Origin of the sequence: Edaphobacter modestus (assembly GCF_004217555.1) — a bacterium.
Taxonomy (GTDB): Bacteria; Acidobacteriota; Terriglobia; order Terriglobales; family Acidobacteriaceae; genus Edaphobacter; species Edaphobacter modestus.
Genome location: NZ_SHKW01000007.1, coordinates 13868 through 32461, shown reverse-complemented (window position 1 = coordinate 32461; position 18594 = coordinate 13868). Strand labels below are relative to the sequence as shown.

Here is an 18594-nt window from a genome sequence, read left to right as displayed (position 1 = left end):
TTCCGTTATCGCAGCCCAGGAACGAGGAATTGATGCGCCGCCTGCTTTCGCTGTTGCTCTTCATCTACGTGGCTTGTCCATCGCAGTCCCGTGCACAGGAGGTGCTTATCGTTGCCGATGAGTTTCATGCCATGCAGGTCCTCGCCGCGCAGATCGAGGCGGACACCAGGCTGAAGACCACGATCATGGGGCAGACCGAGATCCCTGCCTCGCTCGCCAGCTATCGCGCAGTGATGGTGTACCTGCACGGTGAACTGCAGGCGGGGGCCGAGCACAAGTTCATCCAGTACGCCAACGAGGGCGGCAACCTGGTGCTGCTGCACCACAGCATCAGCTCGCGCAAGCGCGAGAACAAGGACTGGTTCAACTTCCTTCACATCGAGCTGCCCAACCGCCCGCTCGCCGAGGGCGGCTACGCGTACTTCGACCCCGTCGGCTTCGAAGTCGTCAACCTTGCGCCCGGCAATGCGATCACAACTCGCGGCGTGAAGTTCGACCATACAATTCCTTATGCCTCACCAGAGGGCGCGGTCGAAAAGAAGCTCCCAGGTACGTCGTTTCAGGAGACTGAGGTGTACGTGAATCACGTGCTGAGCGGCCCGCGCATCGTGTTGTTGGGTGTGAAGTACACCGACCCGAAGACAGGCAAGGTATTCATGCAGGACACTGCCGGGTGGCTTCTCCCGACAGGAAAGGGTGATGTCTTCTACTTCATGATGGGTCATCGCACTGAGGACTTTGAAGATGCAGCGTATCGGCGGATTCTGGACAACGCGGTGGAGTATCGCAGATGATCGTGAAACACGGGACGAAGAGGGGTTACTGGGTTCGCATTTCGCTGTTTGCGGTGGCCGTGCTAGCAGCGCGTTACGGTGAGGCGCAGACGGCCACGCCTGTTGCGCAGCCTTCGGTGAGCGCAGGGAAACACCGTTACGAGAGCCTCTGCATCGGATGCCATGGCGAGAACGGCGTAGGAACTGAGCATGCGCCCGCGCTGGCCGACAACCCCGATCTACGCCGCGGCGTCGATCGCATTCGTGGCGTGATTGCCGCCGGATTTCCTGCCTCTGGCATGCCCCCCTTCGGTGGCCTGCCTGCGCCGCAGCTCGATGAGCTGGCCGTCTACGTCCACTCGCTTAACCTGCCTGCGTCGGAGTCGAAGAGCGCGGGCGATGTTGCGGCGGGCAAGCAGTACTACTGGAACGAGGGTCAGTGCAGCGGCTGCCACATGGTTCATGGCATGGGCTCGTCGACAGGGCCGGACCTCTCCGATGTCGGCTCACACCTGAGCGCGCTGGGGCTTCGCTCGGCGCTGGCGACGCCCGACCTCAGCATCACGCCCGGCTATGAGCTAGCCACGGTATTGACTACGCAGGGCGGCACGACGCTGCGCGGCTATCTCCGCAATCAGACCAACTACGATATCCACCTGCAGGACCTCGAAGGCCGCTTTCATCTCCTGCCGCTCAGCGAGACGATCACCGTCACCAAAGACAAGCATGCTGCGATGAAGCCGCTCGCGGTTCCTGCCGGCCAGATGGACAACCTGGTGGCGTACCTCAGCACTCTCACAGGAATCGAGCCCGGCCCGCTGTCCCAGAGAAATCCGACTGCGACACTCGGAGCGAACGCGATCGAGTTTGAGGGCATCCTGCATCCCAGGCCCGGCAACTGGCCTTCGTACAACGGCCTGCTGAGCGCGAACCGCTATAGCCCGCTAACCGGAATCAGCAAGGCAAATGTCGGCAGCCTGCTACTGAAGTGGATCGCGCCGATGCCGCAGCTGGGGCTTGAGGCGACGCCGCTCGTCGTCGACGGCATCATGTACTTCTCCGGCCAGAACCAGGCCTACGCGATGGATGCGAAGACGGGCCGCACCATCTGGCGCTACTCCCGGCCGCCGACGACGGGCCTTGTGGGCGATGCCTCGGTCGGCACCAACCGCGGAGCGGCGATCTTTCGCGACAAGATCTACATCACGACCGACAACGCGCACATGGTTGCGCTGAACCGCGTAACCGGCAAGGTCGTATGGGAGATGGTGATGCCGGAGGAGAAGCAGCACTACGGTTCGACCGTGGCGCCCATGGTGCTCAACGACACCGTCATTGGCGGCGTCTCCGGCGGCGACTGGGGCATGCGCGGCTTCATCATCTGCTACGACGCAGAGACGGGAAAGGTGTTGTGGCGCCACTGGACACTGCCCGGCCCCGGCGAGCCGGGCATCGAGACGTGGGGGAAGGATTGGCCTGCGCTCGCAGGCGGCTCCACGTGGCTGCATGGGAGCTACGACCCGGAGACGGATACGCTGTTCTGGCCCACGGGGAATCCATGGCCCGACTCGGATGACCGTGACCGGCCCGGCGACAACCTCTACACCAACTGCATTCTCGCGCTCGACCCGCACACCGGCAAAATGAAGTGGTACTTCCAGTTCACCCCGCACGACACGGCCGACCGCGATGCCGTTGAGCCGCCAGTGCTGGTCGATACCACCTTCCAGGGCAAGCCCATGAAGCTGCTGTTGCATGCAGACCGCAACGGCTTCTTCTACGTCTTCGACCGCACCAATGGCAAGCTGCTGCTAGCCAAACCATTCCTCAGGCAGATCAATTGGGCGACAGGCATTGATGCGACCGGCCGCCCGATCGTCGCCACGTACACGGGCGCAGTTCCCACCAGGCAGCGCAAGTGCCCTGACAACGGAGCCAACTGGAGCTCGACTGCGTTCAGCCCCACCACACGCTGGTACTACTTCATGGCTATCGAGGACTGCGGCGATCCAAAGGCGCCCGCGGGCTCAGAGGAAGCCAAGGGTATTGGACAACGTTTTCTGCGCGCCATCGACATCGAGACCGGCGAGATCAAGTGGGAGATCGCGCAACCGGGACCGCTGGTGCTGAAGACATGGTCAGGCGTGCTGGGAACTGGCGCCGGCATCATCTTCTACGCCGATCCGAACGGCGCCTTCTGCGCAGTAGATGAGCGCACCGGCAAGCTTCTCTGGCACTACGACACAAATGTAGGAATGAAGGGGCCGCCGATGACCTACGCAGTGGATGGAAAGCAGTACGTCGCCGTCACTGCGGGATCGGTGCTGCTTTCGTTCGCGCTGCCGTCGCAGCCACGGAAGATCAACGCGGGCAGATAACGCAGGGAGAGTGTGAGGAATGAAGATGCGAGAAGAGATGACGGAAACCGGAATGTCGCGGCGCTCGCTGCTGCTGGGAGCGGCGATAGCAGGCGCCTTCGAGGCCCTCGGGAGGGAACTGGCGCATGCAGAGGCCGCGCCCCCTCTACAGACGCAGCAGCCCGCAGGCAAGCTGCAGGTTTCCATCTTCTCAAAGCACCTGCAGTTCCTCAGCGTACCCGACGCTGCAGCAGCGGCGAAGGATATGGGCTTCGACGCGATCGACCTCACAGTGCGTGCCGAAGGCCACGTGCTTCCCGAGAACGTCGCCACGGAATTGCCGAAGGCTGTGTCCATCATTCGCAAGGCCGGCCTCGATGTCTCGATGATCACCACCGACATCACGATCGACGCATTGCGCACCGCCGAGCCCATCCTCACGGCAGCGTCAAAGCTGGGCATCCACCACTACCGCTGGGGCGGGCTGAAGTATGATCCCGCAAAGCCGATCCCGGCGCAGCTTGAAGCGATGAAGCCGAAGATGCATGCGTTGGCAGAGCTGAACCGTCGCACGCAGACCTGCGGCATGTATCACACGCACTCCGGGCCCGGTATGGTGGGCGCCTGCATCTGGGACCTCTGGTACATGTTCAAGGACCTCGACCCGCAGTGGATGGGCATCAACTACGACATCGGCCATGCTACCGTCGAAGGCGGCTACGGTGGATGGATCGCCACCTCCAAGCTCTCCAAGGGTTACATGCGCGGCATCGCGATGAAGGACTTCGTCTGGGCGAGAAACGAGAAGGGCTCGACACACGACGATCCCTATGACAAGAGTCTTGGTGTCGCAGGCTCCTACGTGCCGCACTGGTGCCCCATCGATCACGGCATGGTGCACTTCGACAGCTTCCTCGAGATCGTGAAGTCCGACGAATTTTCCGGTCCCGTACAGCTCCACTTTGAGTATTCCGTAGGCGGAGCAGAGAACGGCAAGAAGGCGCTGACGTGGCCGCGCGAAAAAATATTTGAGTCGATGAGTAACGATCTCAAGGCCGTGCGCGCGCACATGGCGAGACAGGGGCTGGTATGAGCACAGCAGGCGCCGTGAAACAGGCAGGAGGCGTTGCGATGGAAAAGCCTGTGAGGATGAACCTACGTTGGGTAATGCTGGCGATGGCATTCCTGGCAACCGTGATCAACTATCTCGACCGGCAGACGCTCTCGGTGATGGCGCCCGTGCTGCTGGACCGCTTCCATATCTCGGCGGGCAAGTACAGCCAGATCATCACGGCCTTCATGCTGGCGTACACCATCATGAATGGCATCTCCGGCCCTCTGCTCGATCGGCTTGGAAGCCGCATCGGATACTCGCTGACTATCGCGTTCTGGTCTGCCGCTGAGGTGCTCACGGCCGCCGCGACCGGCGCCATGTCGCTTGGTGCATACCGCTTTCTGCTTGGTGTCGGCGAGGCAGGGAACTATCCCGCAGGCGTAAAGGTGATCGGCGAGTGGTTTCCACCGCAGGAGCGCTCGCTTGCTTCCGGCATCTTCAACAGCGGCGCGGCCATTGGCGCAATGCTGGCGCCGCCTCTGCTGGCGTGGGCTGCGATCACCTTCGGCTGGCGCGCATCGTTCGTCATTGTCGGCCTGCTCGGCTTCGTCTGGATGATCGCGTGGCTCATCCTCTATCGCGAGCCTCCGGTGAATCCGGCCGAGCCTCAACTTCCTGCGCCTTCGGTGATGAGCCTCGTGCGCGACCGCTTCGTGTGGCAGTTCACGCTCTCCAAGGTCTTCGCCGATCCGGTTTGGTACTTTTACACCTTCTGGTTCCCGCAGTATCTCAAGGTCGGCCACGGCTTCTCGCTGGCACAAATCGGCAGGATCGGATGGATCCCGTTCGCCACAGCCTTTCTCGGCAACCTTGCCGGCGGCTTCCTGACCATGCTCATCCTCAGGACCGGAGTCTCCGCGCAGACCGCTCGCCGCATCAGCGTGCTCGTCTTTTCGGGCTGCATGGTGGCGGCATTCCCCGCGGCGATCGTCTCAAGCGTTGCGCTGAGCATCGCGCTCATCTCAACAGCCACCTTTGGCTACAGCGGAGCGCTCGCCAACGTACTGGCACTGCCGCGCGACGCCTTTCCGAAGAACGCCGTGGCCTCCATTTGGGGCCTGGCAAGTATGGGTTCGGGCTTCGGCGGAATGGTCTTCAGCCTCGTTACGGGATGGTTGGTCGATCACTACTCGTTCCGTCCCGTGTTCATGCTCTTCGGAACGCTTCCCATCATAGCGGCAATCCTCGTGTGGACGCTGCCACGCACCTCGCGCGCTGATGCTAGCAAGCCGCTCGTCAGCAACGTCTAACACTCCCGCCTTCAGGAGCAGTTCCTATACCAGGATCTGCTCCTGAGGATCTTTGAGAACGCTCAGGCCATGAAGAAGCCGCCGTTGATCTCGATGGTCTGACCGTGGATGAAGGTGGCGTGATCGCTCGAGAGGAAGACAACAAGATCAGCGATCTCCTCCGACGTTCCAAGGCGGCCGATCGGCGTCGCCGCACGCACGCCGTCCAGTCCCTCGGGCGTTGAGAAGCTGCGATGGTAGCCCGTGTCGATGGTGCCGGGCGAGATGCAGTTCACGCGTACGCCCTGCGGTGCGAATTCCTTGGTGAGCCCCTTCGTCATTGTTGAGATCGCAGCCTTCGCTGACGAGTACGCCAGCGCGCCCAGTCCGCCTCCAAAACGCCCGGCCACTGAAGACATGTTGATGATTACGCCGCTCTTACGTTCGGCCATGCCGCCCACAACCGCCTGCGACAGGAAGAAGGCGCTGGTCAGGTTCAGCATCATCACCTTTTCCCACAGCTCAGGAGTTAAGTCGAGCACGCGCGTGCGCTTCACCAACGAACCTGCATTGTTCACCAAGATGTCGATCGCCCGCGCCGAGGCGTAGCTGCATAGGCTGCCTGTTCCGTCGCGTGTCCCAAGATCGGCCTGCACCATCTCTCCGCTGGAGCCGGCTGCGCGCACCTGCTCGAGCACCGCCTCAGCGTCGGCCTTCTGCGAGTTGTAATGAACGATGACAGTGGCGCCGGCCCTGGCCAGTGCCACTGCCGATGCCGCGCCAATTCCGCTGCTGGCGCCGGTGATCAGTGCGGTTTTGCCTGCGAGTGAGGCTGCGTCACGTAAGTTGTCATTCATGTGTTTAGGTCGACCCCCGGGAAGTGTTCTTGTAAATATCGGAAACGCTTCCGAAAAATCATCCACTTGACGCCGCAGTGTTGTCAACAGCAAGAATTTTCGCGTCTTCTTTCGAAGAATTCCTTGACAACGGAGCGGCGCCCTGCGTATTTTCGGAAGCGTTTCCAAAAAGACGGACCTTGCGACACCACACGAACCACGCGCTCTCAATCGCAGGTCATCTCGAGGCGACTGAGCAACCACAGTGACCCTCTCAACGGAGCAACTTCCGATGTTGATTCGACGGTTTTCTTTGCAGGCGCTATTTACCATCGCGCTCACACTCGCAGCAGCAACGTCCACCTCGCTGCTCGCGCAGTCCAACACCGGCACTATCCTGGGCACGGTCCAGGACGACACGGGCGCGGCCATTCCCGATGCGACGATCACCATACGCAATGTCGGCACCGGTGAGGCGCGCACGGTCAAGTCAGACAACAGCGGCAGCTACAACGTGTCGAATCTGCAGGTGGGTCATTACTCGATCACCATCACTCGCGACGGCTTTGCGGGGACGCAGATCGCCGACACCGAGCTGCAGGTGGCACAGCGCGCCACCATCAATCCCGTGCTGCACGTCGGCGCCATTACCGACAAGATCGACGTCGTGGCCTCTGCTGTACCACTGCTGAACGAGTCGTCGTCCTCAGTAGGACAGGTCATCGACACGCGCACGGTGCAGAACGTCCCTCTCAACGGCCGGTCCTTTTGGCAGCTCACTCAGCTCACCCCGGGCGTCAGCTTTATCCAGGGCGGTCAGAACATCGCGGCCGGCGGAACCTCCATCCGCGCCAGCGCCGTCAACGTGAATGTGAACGGCCTGTCGCCTTCCTGGACCGGATGGTATCTCGATGGTTCGAACATCACTGAGACGCAGCTTGGCGGAACGCTCATCTCGCCCAACGTCGACGCGCTCGAGGAGTTCAAGGTCGAATCGAGCAACATGCCCGCCGACTACGGCCACAGCCCCACCATCGTCAACGCGACTCTGAAAAGCGGCACAAACTCTTTTCACGGCACCGCGTTCGAATTTCTCCGCAACAACGCCTTCGACGCCAAGAACTACTTCTACGTTCCGCCCAGCGGCAGCACCCGTCGCAACCAGCCGCTCCACCGCAACCAGTTTGGATTCGCGGTCGGCGGTCCCATTGTGAAAGACCACACCTTCTTCTTCATCGACCTGCAGTCGACGTTGTATTCGCTGGGACAAAACTTCGACAACATCGTGCCAAGCGCCACCATGCGTACCGGAGACTATCGCGGAAGCGGCGTCACGCTCAAAGATCCACTGACCGGGCAGGCCTTCCTGAACAATGTCATTCCTGCCGACCGCATCTCTCCTCAGGCGGCGTACTTCGTCAAATACATTCCCGCCGCGAACCAACTGCGCGGCAACGTCTCACACGCTGTGCTCACCAACAAGCTCAAGCAGCAGCTCGACCTTGGCGATATTCGCGTCGACCAGACCCTCTTCTCCAAAGACCGCCTGACGGGTAGGTACTCCATCTCCAACAACCGCGAGACCGACCCCAACGCATTTCCCGCACTCGGTGGATTTCCCTTGCGCAGCCGCGGCCAGAACGTTGTGCTCCGCGAGACACACACCTTCTCCGAGAAATGGCTTACTGAGACGCAGTTCTCCTACTATCGCAGCGTCTTTTTCTTCACCAGTTCGCTGCAGGGGCAGGACTTCAACACGGCCGCAGGCATCAAGGGCATGGAAGGGCTCTCGCCCGCGCAGTACTACGGGCTTCCCACACTCACCATCTCCAACTACACCGGCTTCAACGGCCAGAGCGGAAGCAACTCGTATCCCAAGCAGAACAAGATTCGCTCTTGGCAGTATCTCGTACGCACCACCTACTCCAGTGGCAAGCATGAAGTGCGCATGGGCTACGAGAACTTCCACAACACGAACACCTACATATCCGGATCGAACTCGCTCGGCACCTTCGCTTTCAGCAACTCTTACTCCGGCGACAATTTCGCGGACTTCCTGCTGGGCTATCCCGCCAACAGTTCACGCAGCTACTTCCGTTCACTGTGGGGAGGTTACGGCAACTTTCAGGCGATGTACGTGCAGGACGATTACAAGTTCTCGCCCACGCTCACCATCAATGCCGGATTCCGCTGGGAGATCAACCCCTTCTACCACGGCATCAAAGGCCAGGTCACCGGCTTCAACCCGGACAACGGAAAAATCGTCGTCCCCGACGACTTCTCGCTGCAGGCGCAGCCCGCAACTGCCACGCTCTTCCCCCTCTTCTCCGACCGCATTCAGTCCACCAGCTCACTCGGACTACCGAATACGGTACGGCCCACGGCGGGTGTCAACCTTGGGCCTCGCTTTGGCATCGCGTACAGCGGCTTCAAGAACACGGTGTTCCGCGCGGCCTACGGCATCTTCTATCTCTTTCCTGATAACAACGCGATCAACAACACACAGAACGTCGTGCCCTTCGTCGCATCGCAGACGGTGAACAATTCGCGGCCCAAGCCGACACTCAACTTTGGGGACTTCTACTCCGGACAACCGATCGTCGCGCCGAACAACGGCTCCGTCTGCTCATTCGGCACCGTAGCCAACTCCTGTTCGCAGCCCAGCGTCAGCTCCATGGAACTGCACACCAAGAACACTTACGTGCAGGAATACAACTTCGCCGTTCAGCACCAGTTCGGCAACAAGATGTCGCTCGACATTGCTTACGTAGGCAATCGCTCGCTTCACATTGTGCAGCCGTTCCAGGTCAACGATCCATTCCCCGGCGCTGGCGCCATTCAACAGCGGCGCCCACTGCAGCAGTGGGGAACCATCGGTCTCTCGCGTTACGCAGGCAACGGCAACTACAACGCGCTGCAGACCAAACTTGAGACGCGCGCACTTGCCGGAGCCACCATCCTCGTCTCCTACACCTACGGCTCCTGCCTCACCGACGGAACCTTCAACGGTCTGACGCGCGAGCAGAGCGGAGGCTACAACTACTATGGACCCTGCAACTACGACATCAAGCACAACTTCGTAACTAGCGGCGTGTACGACCTGCCCTTCGGCCGCGGCAAGACCTTCGCAGGCAGTGCGCACGGCGTCGTGCAGGGGCTGATCGGAAACTGGGGCCTCTCCGGTGTGGGAACATTGCAAGCCGGCCTGCCATTTACGCTCACCATCAGCACCGACCAGGCAAACACCGGCCTGGGATCCCAGCGGCCCAACTTAACCGGCAATGCGCAGATGGTGCGCCGGCCAAACTGCTGGTACTACGATTCGCGGAACGCTTCGTGCCCGGCTGGTGGGATGGACGGCTTCGCTGTACCTGCGCTCTACACCTACGGTAACGGTGGTACTAACACCATGCGTAACGATGGCCTGGTACAGTTCGATCTGTCCGTGCTCAAGAAGTTCTCCCTCGGCGAATCGCGCTCGATCGAGTTCCGCGGATCTTTCTTCAACGTCTTCAACCACACTACATTCGCAACACCCGTAACGAATATTGATTCGACCTCAGCCGGTCAGATCACGGCGACGCTGAACGCAGCGCGCTCGATCGAACTCGCAGGAAAAATCTATTTCTGATTATTAATGCCTGGGAGATTCTGCATCTAACTACATCTTAACGTGGACACAGAGGCGGCCAAGAGGGCGACTGCCCCTAATAGCACACTCATGCCGACAGGCGCGCAGATTCTCATCCGCACGCGTGCGGCGCCGGAACCTGTTCTCTACAGCATCCGGGTAAGGATTTTGAGCCTCCGCCGGTAAGACCAGGCTCGTGCTTCTACGCCGATCTAGCATACGATCCCGTGCTAGACCGGAAGTTCCCCGGGATTCCTGATGACGTCACAGGGAAATATGGGTAGAAGGAAAACGCTACTGGGCATTCGCCCGTCAGTGATTCTCTGTTGCTGCAAAGTTCAAATGTCCGTATCTCTGCAAAGTTGAAATGTCCAAACTACCCTTCCGAAGATGAGGTTCGGGAGGCAGAGATTGGACTTGGTGACGATGAGCGGACGCGAACTGCAACGCATAGAGGTTCTTTCTGAAGTTCTAGCAAGGCGACGTACTGAGATTTCGGCCGCGGCGATTCTGGGGTTGAGCACGAGGCAGACGCGCCGGCTGCTGACCGCGTATCGCGATGGTGGCGGCGGAGCGCTGACCCACAAAGCTCGTGGCCGCACCTCGAACAACCGGCTTATTCCTGGCATCCGCGAGTATGTGATCGAACTGGTTCGGTCGCGCTATGCCGATTTCGGCCCGAGCCTGGCGGCGGAGGTTCTGTTCGAGAAGGACGGAGTCAAGGTCTCGCGAGAGACGCTGCGCAGGTGGATGGTCGAGGAGGGGTTGTGGCTGTCGCGCAAGCAGCGGCGAAGCTTTCATCAGCCGCGCTTGCGGCGTGAAGCCTACGGCCAGCTGATCCAGATCGGCGGCAGCGAGCACCGCTGGTTCGAGGATCGGGGCGCACCTTGCTCCTTGCTGGTCTTCATCGACGATGCCACGGGTAAGCTGATGCAGCTTCGCTTCGTGCCGAGTGAGAGCACGCTGGCGAGTTATTTCCGGCGCGGCGGGCTTCGGCGATCGAGCGGCTGGAGGCGTTGCGGATGGAGTGAGTGATGGGTTTTGTGCTGCGGGTATTCTTCATTCCGTCCTTACTCTCGTGAAGCTGGATACCCTGAACATCCTGCAAAACCCACTTTAGCGACGATGAAGCGCTTTTGAGAAATGAAAGGTGGTTTGGGCGTAGGTGGGGTCACCACACCAAACGTCAAAAATCGTACGTTTAGGTTTGTTGCGAAAACCTGTCGCCTTTACGAAGTCAATCGCAATACCTTTATGCAATGCGAAATGACGGGCTTTCCTGCAAGTGGAAGATCGTTGCAATAACCTTCGATGCTGTTGAAAAACTCGTTGGGGCAAGAGTTGCTTGTTTAAGTACTCGAAGAGCAGAACGCTCTGAAAACTCTTGTATCGGGAGTGTGCGTGTGATTCCGTTGGAACAGCAGCGGAGGGCACCGGCATGATGGGACATCAGAGCGCACAGGATCAGCTTTTCTATTCGTTTCGGCTTGAGGATCACATTCCCGGTGATCACCTGTTGCGAAAACTCGACCTGGTGCTTAACTTTGATCGCGTCAGGTCGGTTCTGTCTGGTCATTACAGTTCTACAGGTAGACCTTCTATTGATCCTGAACTGATGCTGAGGATCCTGTTGATTGGCTATGTCTATGGCATTCGATCAGAGCGGCAGCTATGCAGCGAGGTTCATCTTAATCTGGCCTATCGCTGGTTCTGCCGCTTGGGGCTCGAGGGAGCTGTGCCGGATCATTCTACGTTCTCGAAGAACCGTTATGGCCGGTTCCGTGAGAGCGATATTTACCGAGTGCTATTTGAGGATGTTGTTGGACAGTGCTGCAGTGCAGGATTGGTGAGTTGTGAAGGCTTCGCCGTGGACGGTAGTCTGATCGGCAGCGATGCTGGGCGTACCCGGCGGGTTGAGAGTGTGGACGCAATCCGAGGAGGAGAGACTAAGACCAGAGCGGTGCGCGAGTATCTCGAGGCGCTCGACGCCGGTAATCCGGTGCACCGGAGCGATGCTCGATATCTTTCGCCGACCGATCCCGCCGCCGCGTGGAATGTGAAAGAAGGACGGGGTAAGTTCGGATACTTCAATAACTATCTGATTGACACCGATCATGCCGTCATCGTTGATGTCGAAGCTACTCCGGCTCGACTGGCGCAAGAGATCATCGCCACCAAAGCCATGTTGGAGCGGGTGGAAGAAACACACCACCTCAGACCCGAAAGGCTGGCGGCTGACAAGGCCTACGGCACAGGCCCGTTTCTGGGATGGCTATCGAAACGCAAGATTATCCCGCATATTCCGGTACTGGATCGACAGCACCAGACCGACGGCCTGCTGTCACGCGAGGCCTTCACCTTCGATCCCGACAGGAACCACTACATCTGTCCGCAGAACAAGATTCTCAAGCACCGTACGGCTCGCATGGACTCTCCAATCCACATCTATCGTGCGACTGCGGGCGATTGCAAGTCATGTCCCATTCACCAACAATGCACGCGAGGCACGCAACGTAGTTTATCGGTACCCTTCGACGAGAGCACTCGGCAAGAAGTCATGGCACTTCAGAATACGGAAGCCTTTCAACACTCGCGCCGCTTACGAAAGAAAGTAGAGATGCTGTTCGCTCACATGAAGCAGCAATTTCGCTTCACGCGGCTTAAGCTGAGAGGGTTGGCTGGCGCCGCTGAGGAGTTTTTATTGGTGGCGACTGTTCAAAATCTACGTCGCCTTGTACGGCTCCGTCCGCCTGCGATCGCTGAATTACCTTGCCTCTCGACCACATGACAAAAGCAGGGAGCAAAACCTCTCATCAAGAGGCCTAACCGCCGACAAGGACCCTCCATAACAGGAGCGGGAGCCTCAGATACTCCCCATCTTGTTAGAAAGCACCAAAATCAAAGCTCAAAGCGCTTCAGACAGAGAGTTTTTCAACGGCATCCTTCGTTTGCGCAATAAAGCGGGGGGAACTGCCTGGCAGAGAGTTTCGGACTGCCATCGCCACGCAATGGCAGCCCCTGTAAACTGCTTCGTATGAGTCAGAAAACCTCTGGTCCCGCTGATATGCCTGCTCTGGACGAGCAGGTGCAATTGTCTTCCGCCATGCTTCTCGGCAAGACCGCTCTAGTAACTGGCTCTTGACGAGCAAGTGTGGCACGGCAGCTTGCACAACTCGGAGTGGATATTGCAATCAACTATCGCAGCAAGGGTCCGAGGGCACAGGAAGTCGCTGATGAGCTAGCCGCCATGGGGAGAAAGGCGCTCCTTGTACAGGGTGATATCACGAATGCAGAAGACATCGCGGCCACTTTTGATCTGATACAGACTGCTTGGGGAAGGCTCGACTTCCTTGTCTTGAACGCTAGCGGAGGGTTGGAACAAGACAAAGCCGCTGATTACGCGATGCAGTTGAACCTCACCGCGCAAGTGAACCTGGTGAACGGCGCGTTGCCCATGATGAAACCCGGAAGCCGGATTGTCTTTGTGACCAGCCATCTTGCCCACTTTACGGCGCTGGCCCCGGATACGACGGTGATGAAGTTGTTGCAGCTAGCAAGAGAGCGGGGGAAGACGCACTCCGCGGAATGATTCCCAGCTTGTCCGCTAGAGGCATCCGTCTTGTCGTTGTGAGTGGAGATCTAATTGAGGGAACAATTACTCCAAAGCTCCTAGAGCGGCAGAGCCGCGGCTTGATTGAGAAGAGGCGACAAGCGGTAGGCGCTTTACCCGGGGTAGAAGAGTTTGGGGCTGACATTGTCCAGGCTGGCATTAGCGAAACATATTCGCGTGGCGAGACCGTATACGTTGGAAGCACAGAGTTGAGCTGACATAGCAGTACGCCTTTCGAGCAGCAATCGGAACTCTAGCCCGAAGTGAACCCCTTGGCGTATGATTTTCGACGTTTGGTGTAGTGACCCCTAGGTGGTGGGAGGTTAACAGAAGGAGGGCCAATTTCATGACGTTCAAGCGCCCGGTTAACTTCGTCGTGGTCTCGAAGGTAAAGTCTGGTTAGTCGGCAATCGGGAAGTGATCCGTTGAATGAAGTGGCACTGCGGATTGATGTCGCGATGGGGTATAGCCCAACCCTACGTCCGATACCGAGCGAAATAGTGTCGTAATAGAGTCTACTTCTGAGTTATCGTTTCGGTAACGACGAAGGTCAAAGAGTCTATTCGGACACATCGGCCCGTGCGAACGCGCAAGCCGTCCAAAGACCAACAGGTCGGCTACCTGCGCGTCAGCTCCCTGGATCAAAGCGAGGTCCGCCAGCTCGAAGGGCTGGCTTTGGACATAAAATTTACTGACAAAGCTTCCGGCAAAGATACGAAGCGGCCCCAATTGGAGGCCATGCAGAGATTCGTCCGCGAAGGCGATACAGTATTTTGTCACTCGATGGACCGGCTGGCTCGCAACCTCGATGACTTGCGGAGGATAGTGCTGGGCCTGACGGAGCGGGGCGTCCATATCGTCTTTGTGAAGGAAAACTTGACCTTCACCGGCGAGGATTCGCCCATGTCGAATCTGTTGCTGAGTGTCATGGGGGCGTTTGCTCAGTTCGAGAGAGAGCTAATCCGCGAGCGACAGCGTGAGGGAATTGCGATCGCTAGGCGGAAAGGGAAGTACCGCGGCAGGAAGCCGACTCTGACACCCTCGCGGGCGGCCGAGTTGCGACGGCGGGTTGCCGATGGTGACTCGAAGGCCGCGCTTGCTCGTGAGTTCGGCATCAGCCGGGATACGCTATATCGGTACGTTCCGGTCAAAAAGCGCCGGGCTGGGAAGCTTGGAAAATGAATTGTATGCAGGGAATCGGAGGAGAGAAACGATGAGTGAATCGGAGATGCAAGCGGAGCTGGAGCGCCCGCGGGCTGAGAACGCCCAGCTCAAGAGCAAAGACAAGGGCGGCCTCACTTTGAAGGTGAGCGAGAAGGGCGGGCTCTCTCTGTACGGCATGGGCCGGTTTCCGGTCACGCTTTACAAAGAACAATGGCTCCGCATTCTGGCGAGTGCGTCGGAGATCGAGGCGTTCATCCGCGAAAACGACTCCAAGCTGAAGACGAAGGAGTAAGGCTTTGAAGAAAGGGTCCAGACCGCAATTTGTTGTCCCTGCGGGAATCAGAAGATCCTCGCCCTGCGCGACCTGCTACACGCTGAAACGGCAGGATGCCGAATATTTCGGTGGCCTGCGAGAGCAGGTCTTTGAGCGTGATGCCTACAGTCTATGTCTTCTCCGGCTACGACACCTTCGGCGAAGCACCCGGCAACGTGCTCCTCGCCTTCACCATCGCTGGACGCTAGCAGAACACGGATGGGTGATTGCCGGAATCGAACGCATACAAACAGACGACGCCCGACCGGACTCGAGTTGCAGCTGCTTCGTTACTGTCGGCTACGCACAAACACCGCGCCGTTCGGTCACGAGTGCAAACCGCCAACTCACTCACCGAACAGTCCGGACACAAGACTTTCCAGATTTCTGGGTTCTGAGAATAACGGGCAAACAGGAAGGAATGCGGTTGTAGTCGTTGACGTCCGGTTTGCCCGTCAGCCGAATGAACAACACAAAGGGTCAACACAATTAGTGTTGACCCTTTTATGTTTGACAGCGCCTCGTGAGACTTAGAGAGTGACGACGATCTTGCCGATCTGGGCGTTCGACTCCATATAGCGGTGGGCTTCGACGATTTCTGCGAAGGGAAATGTTTTATCGATGATGGGTCTGAATGCACCTAAAGCGAGATGATCGAAGATGTATTGCTTTGCCTTGGGAAATACTGGATCGGGTGTCAGCTCAAAGAGCGTGTAGGCCCGGATGGTGAGGTGCTTGGCGAGTGCCGTGAAGAGTGGGTAGGGAGTGGGTTCGGGAGCCAGGGCTCCGTATTCGAAGATGATGCCCTTGGAGGCTGTCGAAGCGGCGAGCGATTCTAGGATCTTGCCACCGATGGGATCGAAGACGATGCGTGCGCCTTTGCCCAAGGTAATTTCGTTGACGCGGGCCACCAAGTCTTCCTCGTCGGTGACGATAACATGATCTGCTCCTAGTTTGAGGAGCTCAGCTTTCTTTGCTGCGGTACGAGTGACGGCGATGCTGATGGCGCCCTCGACCTTGACCATCTCTATAGCAGCTATGCCTACGCTGCTGCTGGCCGCGGTGATGACGACAAAGTCCCCTTTGGCAACCTGACCGAGCCAAATGAGTGCACCGTACGCAGTGAGGTACTGCATCCAGATGGATGCTCCCTGTTCGTACGAGAGAGTTGAGGGGTATTCGGCGATTCCATGAAGGGGAACAACCGCGACTTCGCCATAGACTCCGTGGTCGTTGAGTTTGAATGTTCCGGGGACAGTGCTGACGGTCTTGCCGATCCAGCTGCCATCGACATCTGGGCCAGTGGCTTCGATGATACCAGCGGCCTCGTAACCGTTCTTTGCCGGATGAACTGGCGTCTCGAGGTATTGGCCGTTGCGGAACATGATCTCGGCGCGGTTGAGTCCGAGAGCTTTGACGCGGAGACGGATCTCGCCTGGGCCGGGCTCAGGAAGTGGGAGTTCATCAAACTGGAGGACTTCGGCGGGTCCGGTCTTATGGAAGCGAACGATCTTTACGGTGTTGGACATGCTACCTCTGAATTAGAAACTGTCTCTTAGATGATCCTCAAACGTTGAGGACGCAGCATGCGTAGACACGCTCGTACGGATCTGGTTTTGTGTAGATCCCGGCTCCGATGCTGCCGGCATCATCCTCAGGTGGTGCGCGGCCGGCGATTTCAACGCGAAAAGAGCGGAAGGGCACACTACGGCCAGGACAATAGCGAACTTTCTCGCCACTGCGACCTCCGAGGGGAAACAGAAAAACATTAACTATACATATAGCCCTCATGGCGGAGGCCCAAACGTTTCCAGGCCACTACCGTCGAATCATAGCATTGGCGATTTTGCGTCAATTGAGAAACGGAAACGCGATTACGGGCACCATAACCGTTGTTGCTTGCAGCAAGCGCACTTATCTGGCCACCCTAAACCGCCGCTATACCTACGCGCGCCCTACGGCAGGACCTCATAAACTACGTAGGCGACGCGCCTAGAGTCAGGAGCCCACGAGTTGACGTTCATCGTTCCTTGTCCGCCGATGGCCTTCACGAGCGTCTCCTGGGACGCGGCGACCCCGCCGTGGTTGATCGCGACAAGTTTGAGCTCAATTTGGACGGTGCGCGGGTTGTGGGTTGGCGTACCAGCGGGATAGCCGATATAAACCATCTTCTTGCCGTCCGGCGAGATGTGGGGGAACCAGTCTTCGAGCCCATCGCTCACAACCATCTCGGCCTTCGTATCGTTGGTGCCTGCGCCATCGGAGGGAAAACGCCAGACCGCCTCCTTGCCGGACCGGTCGGAGTTGATGTAGATCCACTTGCCGTCCGGCGAGTAGTCCGGGCCATCATCGTGGTGGATATTGGAGGTGAGCTGCTTCTCCGCGCCTCCATCGGCGGGTATGCTGTAAATGTCATATTGGCCGCTGCCGTTGCGCTGGGCCACAAAGGCAAGCGTCTTGTTATCCGGCGACCAACCGTGAAAATAGCTGGGCGACTCGGACGCCATTAGCTTGACGTTGCTGCCATCGGCGTCTGCGAGAAAGACCTGCGATCCCTTATGAGGCGGAGCAGTGGCGGAGAAAGCGATCTTCTTGCCATCGGGAGAGATGGCCTTGTCGTTATTGCATTGAAAGTTGGCGGGCAGAGCTAATCTCTGCGGCTCGGCCGTGCCGTCCTGTTTGAGGACAAGCTTATAAATACCCCCGCCAGAGTTGGCGATGAGGTACTTCCCGTCGGGAGACCAGTTGGGTGCCTCCCATATCGAGTCCGCAGTATAGACCATATGAGAAGAGCCGTCGTGCAGATCGTAGATGAAGAGACGACTGCGCAGGTGCTGCTCGGAGGGTGCTGCTTCTGCGTGAACGGCAGAAGATTGCGCCTTGATAATGGGAGCCGCCAGAATGAACGCGATCAGAGTGAGCTTCCAGCAGAATCGCATTGGGGTCGAGAGAACCTTCATATCGATGACACTCCTCTTTGGATAGAAATCGCAGGGCCGTTCCCTTATTGACGGCAATTACATTTAGGCAATTCGGCATCACGCCACACAGTTAAACTCATCTGAGCGCGAGCGTTGTTCCGGTCTACTGTACCTTACCCGCCGAGTTCTGGAGAACGACGTTGGAGAGAACAGCAGTATCCGATGTCGCAGGCAAGTGCGAACAGAAGCCGACGCCGACGTAAAAAGGTTCGTCGAAGTGGAGGGCGACTGGTGGGCTAAGCTGGTGCATGGGTTCGCCCTCAAGACTGATGAAGATTGCAATTGAATCGCCATGCTTTTCGATTCCGATACGCTTCGCTTTGACCCCGGCCAGAGTGCCCCCGAAGCGAAATTGGGCGTCCTTCATTGACGCACCGCTGTCCGGAAGCCACGCCAGATGGATCATGCCCACCTCATGTTCGCCGATCATGGCTCCCTTGGAATCGTCATCAAGACTCTGGCGAATGACCAGGACCGCCTTGCGATCGCCGTAGCCCTTCGCATCTGGAAATGTGACATCGGCCGCAAGCGAAACGTCCCCTGACAACCTTTAGCAGAACGCACACACTACCCCCTTCCTAATGTC

14 protein-coding genes and 1 pseudogene are annotated in these 18594 nt (G+C 58.4%); 11 read left to right on the top strand and 4 right to left on the bottom strand.

All coding sequences use genetic code 11. The features are described 5' to 3' along the window. Window positions 1-32: 32 nt before the first annotated feature. Genes BDD14_RS29235 through BDD14_RS29220 form a run of 4 tightly spaced genes read left to right on the top strand, consistent with a single transcriptional unit; the run spans window position 33 to window position 5494 of the window. Window positions 33-794, top strand: coding sequence for a ThuA domain-containing protein (locus BDD14_RS29235; RefSeq protein ID WP_165420394.1), 762 nt, complete (start codon window positions 33-35; stop codon window positions 792-794). Beyond that, window positions 791-3151: an outer membrane protein assembly factor BamB family protein gene (locus tag BDD14_RS29230; protein WP_130424810.1), complete on the top strand. Its 2361-nt coding sequence runs from the start codon at window positions 791-793 to the stop codon at window positions 3149-3151. Before BDD14_RS29235 ends, BDD14_RS29230 begins: the two co-directional genes overlap by 4 nt. 19 nt (window positions 3152-3170) lie before the next feature. Further along, on the top strand, window positions 3171-4223 hold the full coding sequence (locus BDD14_RS29225; protein WP_207231933.1) for a sugar phosphate isomerase/epimerase family protein: 1053 nt from the start codon (window positions 3171-3173) through the stop codon (window positions 4221-4223). Next, on the top strand, window positions 4220-5494 hold the full coding sequence (locus BDD14_RS29220; RefSeq protein WP_130424808.1) for an MFS transporter: 1275 nt from the start codon (window positions 4220-4222) through the stop codon (window positions 5492-5494). The genes BDD14_RS29225 and BDD14_RS29220 overlap by 4 nt, the downstream gene beginning before the upstream one ends. Before the next feature lie 62 nt (window positions 5495-5556). On the opposite strand, the gene BDD14_RS32165 is transcribed toward BDD14_RS29220, so the two are convergent. Continuing rightward, window positions 5557-6330, bottom strand: coding sequence for an SDR family NAD(P)-dependent oxidoreductase (locus BDD14_RS32165; protein ID WP_165420393.1), 774 nt, complete (start codon window positions 6328-6330; stop codon window positions 5557-5559). A gap of 271 nt (window positions 6331-6601) precedes the next feature. Here BDD14_RS32165 and BDD14_RS29210 point away from each other — a divergent pair, with 271 nt between their 5' ends. The 7 genes and pseudogenes from BDD14_RS29210 (at window position 6602) to BDD14_RS33925 (ending at window position 15236) form a co-directional block, all read left to right on the top strand. Continuing rightward, window positions 6602-9940 (top strand): TonB-dependent receptor, encoded by a 3339-nt coding sequence (locus BDD14_RS29210; protein ID WP_130424804.1) that lies wholly within the window; start codon window positions 6602-6604, stop codon window positions 9938-9940. Between the two features lie 411 nt (window positions 9941-10351). Then, window positions 10352-10930, top strand: a pseudogene (locus BDD14_RS29205) (helix-turn-helix domain-containing protein); the annotation flags it as partial. Window positions 10931-11378: 448 nt separating this feature from the next. Next, window positions 11379-12728 carry a transposase gene (locus BDD14_RS29200; RefSeq protein WP_130424802.1) on the top strand — a complete coding sequence of 450 codons (1350 nt, stop codon included), beginning with the start codon at window positions 11379-11381 and terminating at the stop codon, window positions 12726-12728. Between the two features lie 363 nt (window positions 12729-13091). Continuing rightward, on the top strand, window positions 13092-13529 hold the full coding sequence (locus BDD14_RS33490; RefSeq protein WP_242618372.1) for an SDR family NAD(P)-dependent oxidoreductase: 438 nt from the start codon (window positions 13092-13094) through the stop codon (window positions 13527-13529). 600 nt (window positions 13530-14129) lie between these two features. Then, window positions 14130-14732 carry a recombinase family protein gene (locus tag BDD14_RS29190; protein WP_130424800.1) on the top strand — a complete coding sequence of 201 codons (603 nt, stop codon included), beginning with the start codon at window positions 14130-14132 and terminating at the stop codon, window positions 14730-14732. A gap of 31 nt (window positions 14733-14763) precedes the next feature. Beyond that, window positions 14764-15006: a hypothetical protein gene (locus tag BDD14_RS29185; protein WP_130424798.1), complete on the top strand. Its 243-nt coding sequence runs from the start codon at window positions 14764-14766 to the stop codon at window positions 15004-15006. Between the two features lie 95 nt (window positions 15007-15101). Then, entirely contained in the window at window positions 15102-15236 is a 135-nt protein-coding gene (locus BDD14_RS33925) for a hypothetical protein (RefSeq protein WP_278045556.1), read from the top strand. 321 nt (window positions 15237-15557) lie between these two features. Here BDD14_RS33925 and BDD14_RS29175 read toward each other — a convergent pair whose 3' ends face one another. From BDD14_RS29175 to BDD14_RS29165, 3 genes are all read right to left on the bottom strand, one after another. Further along, window positions 15558-16556 (bottom strand): zinc-dependent alcohol dehydrogenase family protein, encoded by a 999-nt coding sequence (locus BDD14_RS29175; RefSeq protein WP_130424794.1) that lies wholly within the window; start codon window positions 16554-16556, stop codon window positions 15558-15560. A gap of 426 nt (window positions 16557-16982) precedes the next feature. Next, entirely contained in the window at window positions 16983-17987 is a 1005-nt protein-coding gene (locus BDD14_RS29170; RefSeq protein WP_130424792.1) for a TolB family protein, read from the bottom strand. A gap of 124 nt (window positions 17988-18111) precedes the next feature. Continuing rightward, window positions 18112-18555: a biopolymer transporter Tol gene (locus BDD14_RS29165; protein WP_130424790.1), complete on the bottom strand. Its 444-nt coding sequence runs from the start codon at window positions 18553-18555 to the stop codon at window positions 18112-18114. Between the last annotated feature and the right edge of the window lie 39 nt (window positions 18556-18594).

Bases quoted from the DNA above. Each gene is read 5' to 3' on its own strand.
- BDD14_RS29235 (WP_165420394.1), top strand. From the start codon at position 33: ATGCGCCGCCTGCTTTCGCTGTTGCTCTTCATCTACGTGGCTTGTCCA.
- BDD14_RS29230 (WP_130424810.1), top strand. From the start codon at position 791: ATGATCGTGAAACACGGGACGAAGAGGGGTTACTGGGTTCGCATTTCG.
- BDD14_RS29225 (WP_207231933.1), top strand. From the start codon at position 3,171: ATGAAGATGCGAGAAGAGATGACGGAAACCGGAATGTCGCGGCGCTCG.
- BDD14_RS29220 (WP_130424808.1), top strand. From the start codon at position 4,220: ATGAGCACAGCAGGCGCCGTGAAACAGGCAGGAGGCGTTGCGATGGAA.
- BDD14_RS32165 (WP_165420393.1), bottom strand. From the start codon at position 6,330: ATGAATGACAACTTACGTGACGCAGCCTCACTCGCAGGCAAAACCGCA.
- BDD14_RS29210 (WP_130424804.1), top strand. From the start codon at position 6,602: ATGTTGATTCGACGGTTTTCTTTGCAGGCGCTATTTACCATCGCGCTC.
- BDD14_RS29200 (WP_130424802.1), top strand. From the start codon at position 11,379: ATGATGGGACATCAGAGCGCACAGGATCAGCTTTTCTATTCGTTTCGG.
- BDD14_RS29185 (WP_130424798.1), top strand. From the start codon at position 14,764: ATGAGTGAATCGGAGATGCAAGCGGAGCTGGAGCGCCCGCGGGCTGAG.
- BDD14_RS33925 (WP_278045556.1), top strand. From the start codon at position 15,102: ATGCCGAATATTTCGGTGGCCTGCGAGAGCAGGTCTTTGAGCGTGATG.
- BDD14_RS29175 (WP_130424794.1), bottom strand. From the start codon at position 16,556: ATGTCCAACACCGTAAAGATCGTTCGCTTCCATAAGACCGGACCCGCC.
- BDD14_RS29170 (WP_130424792.1), bottom strand. From the start codon at position 17,987: ATGAAGGTTCTCTCGACCCCAATGCGATTCTGCTGGAAGCTCACTCTG.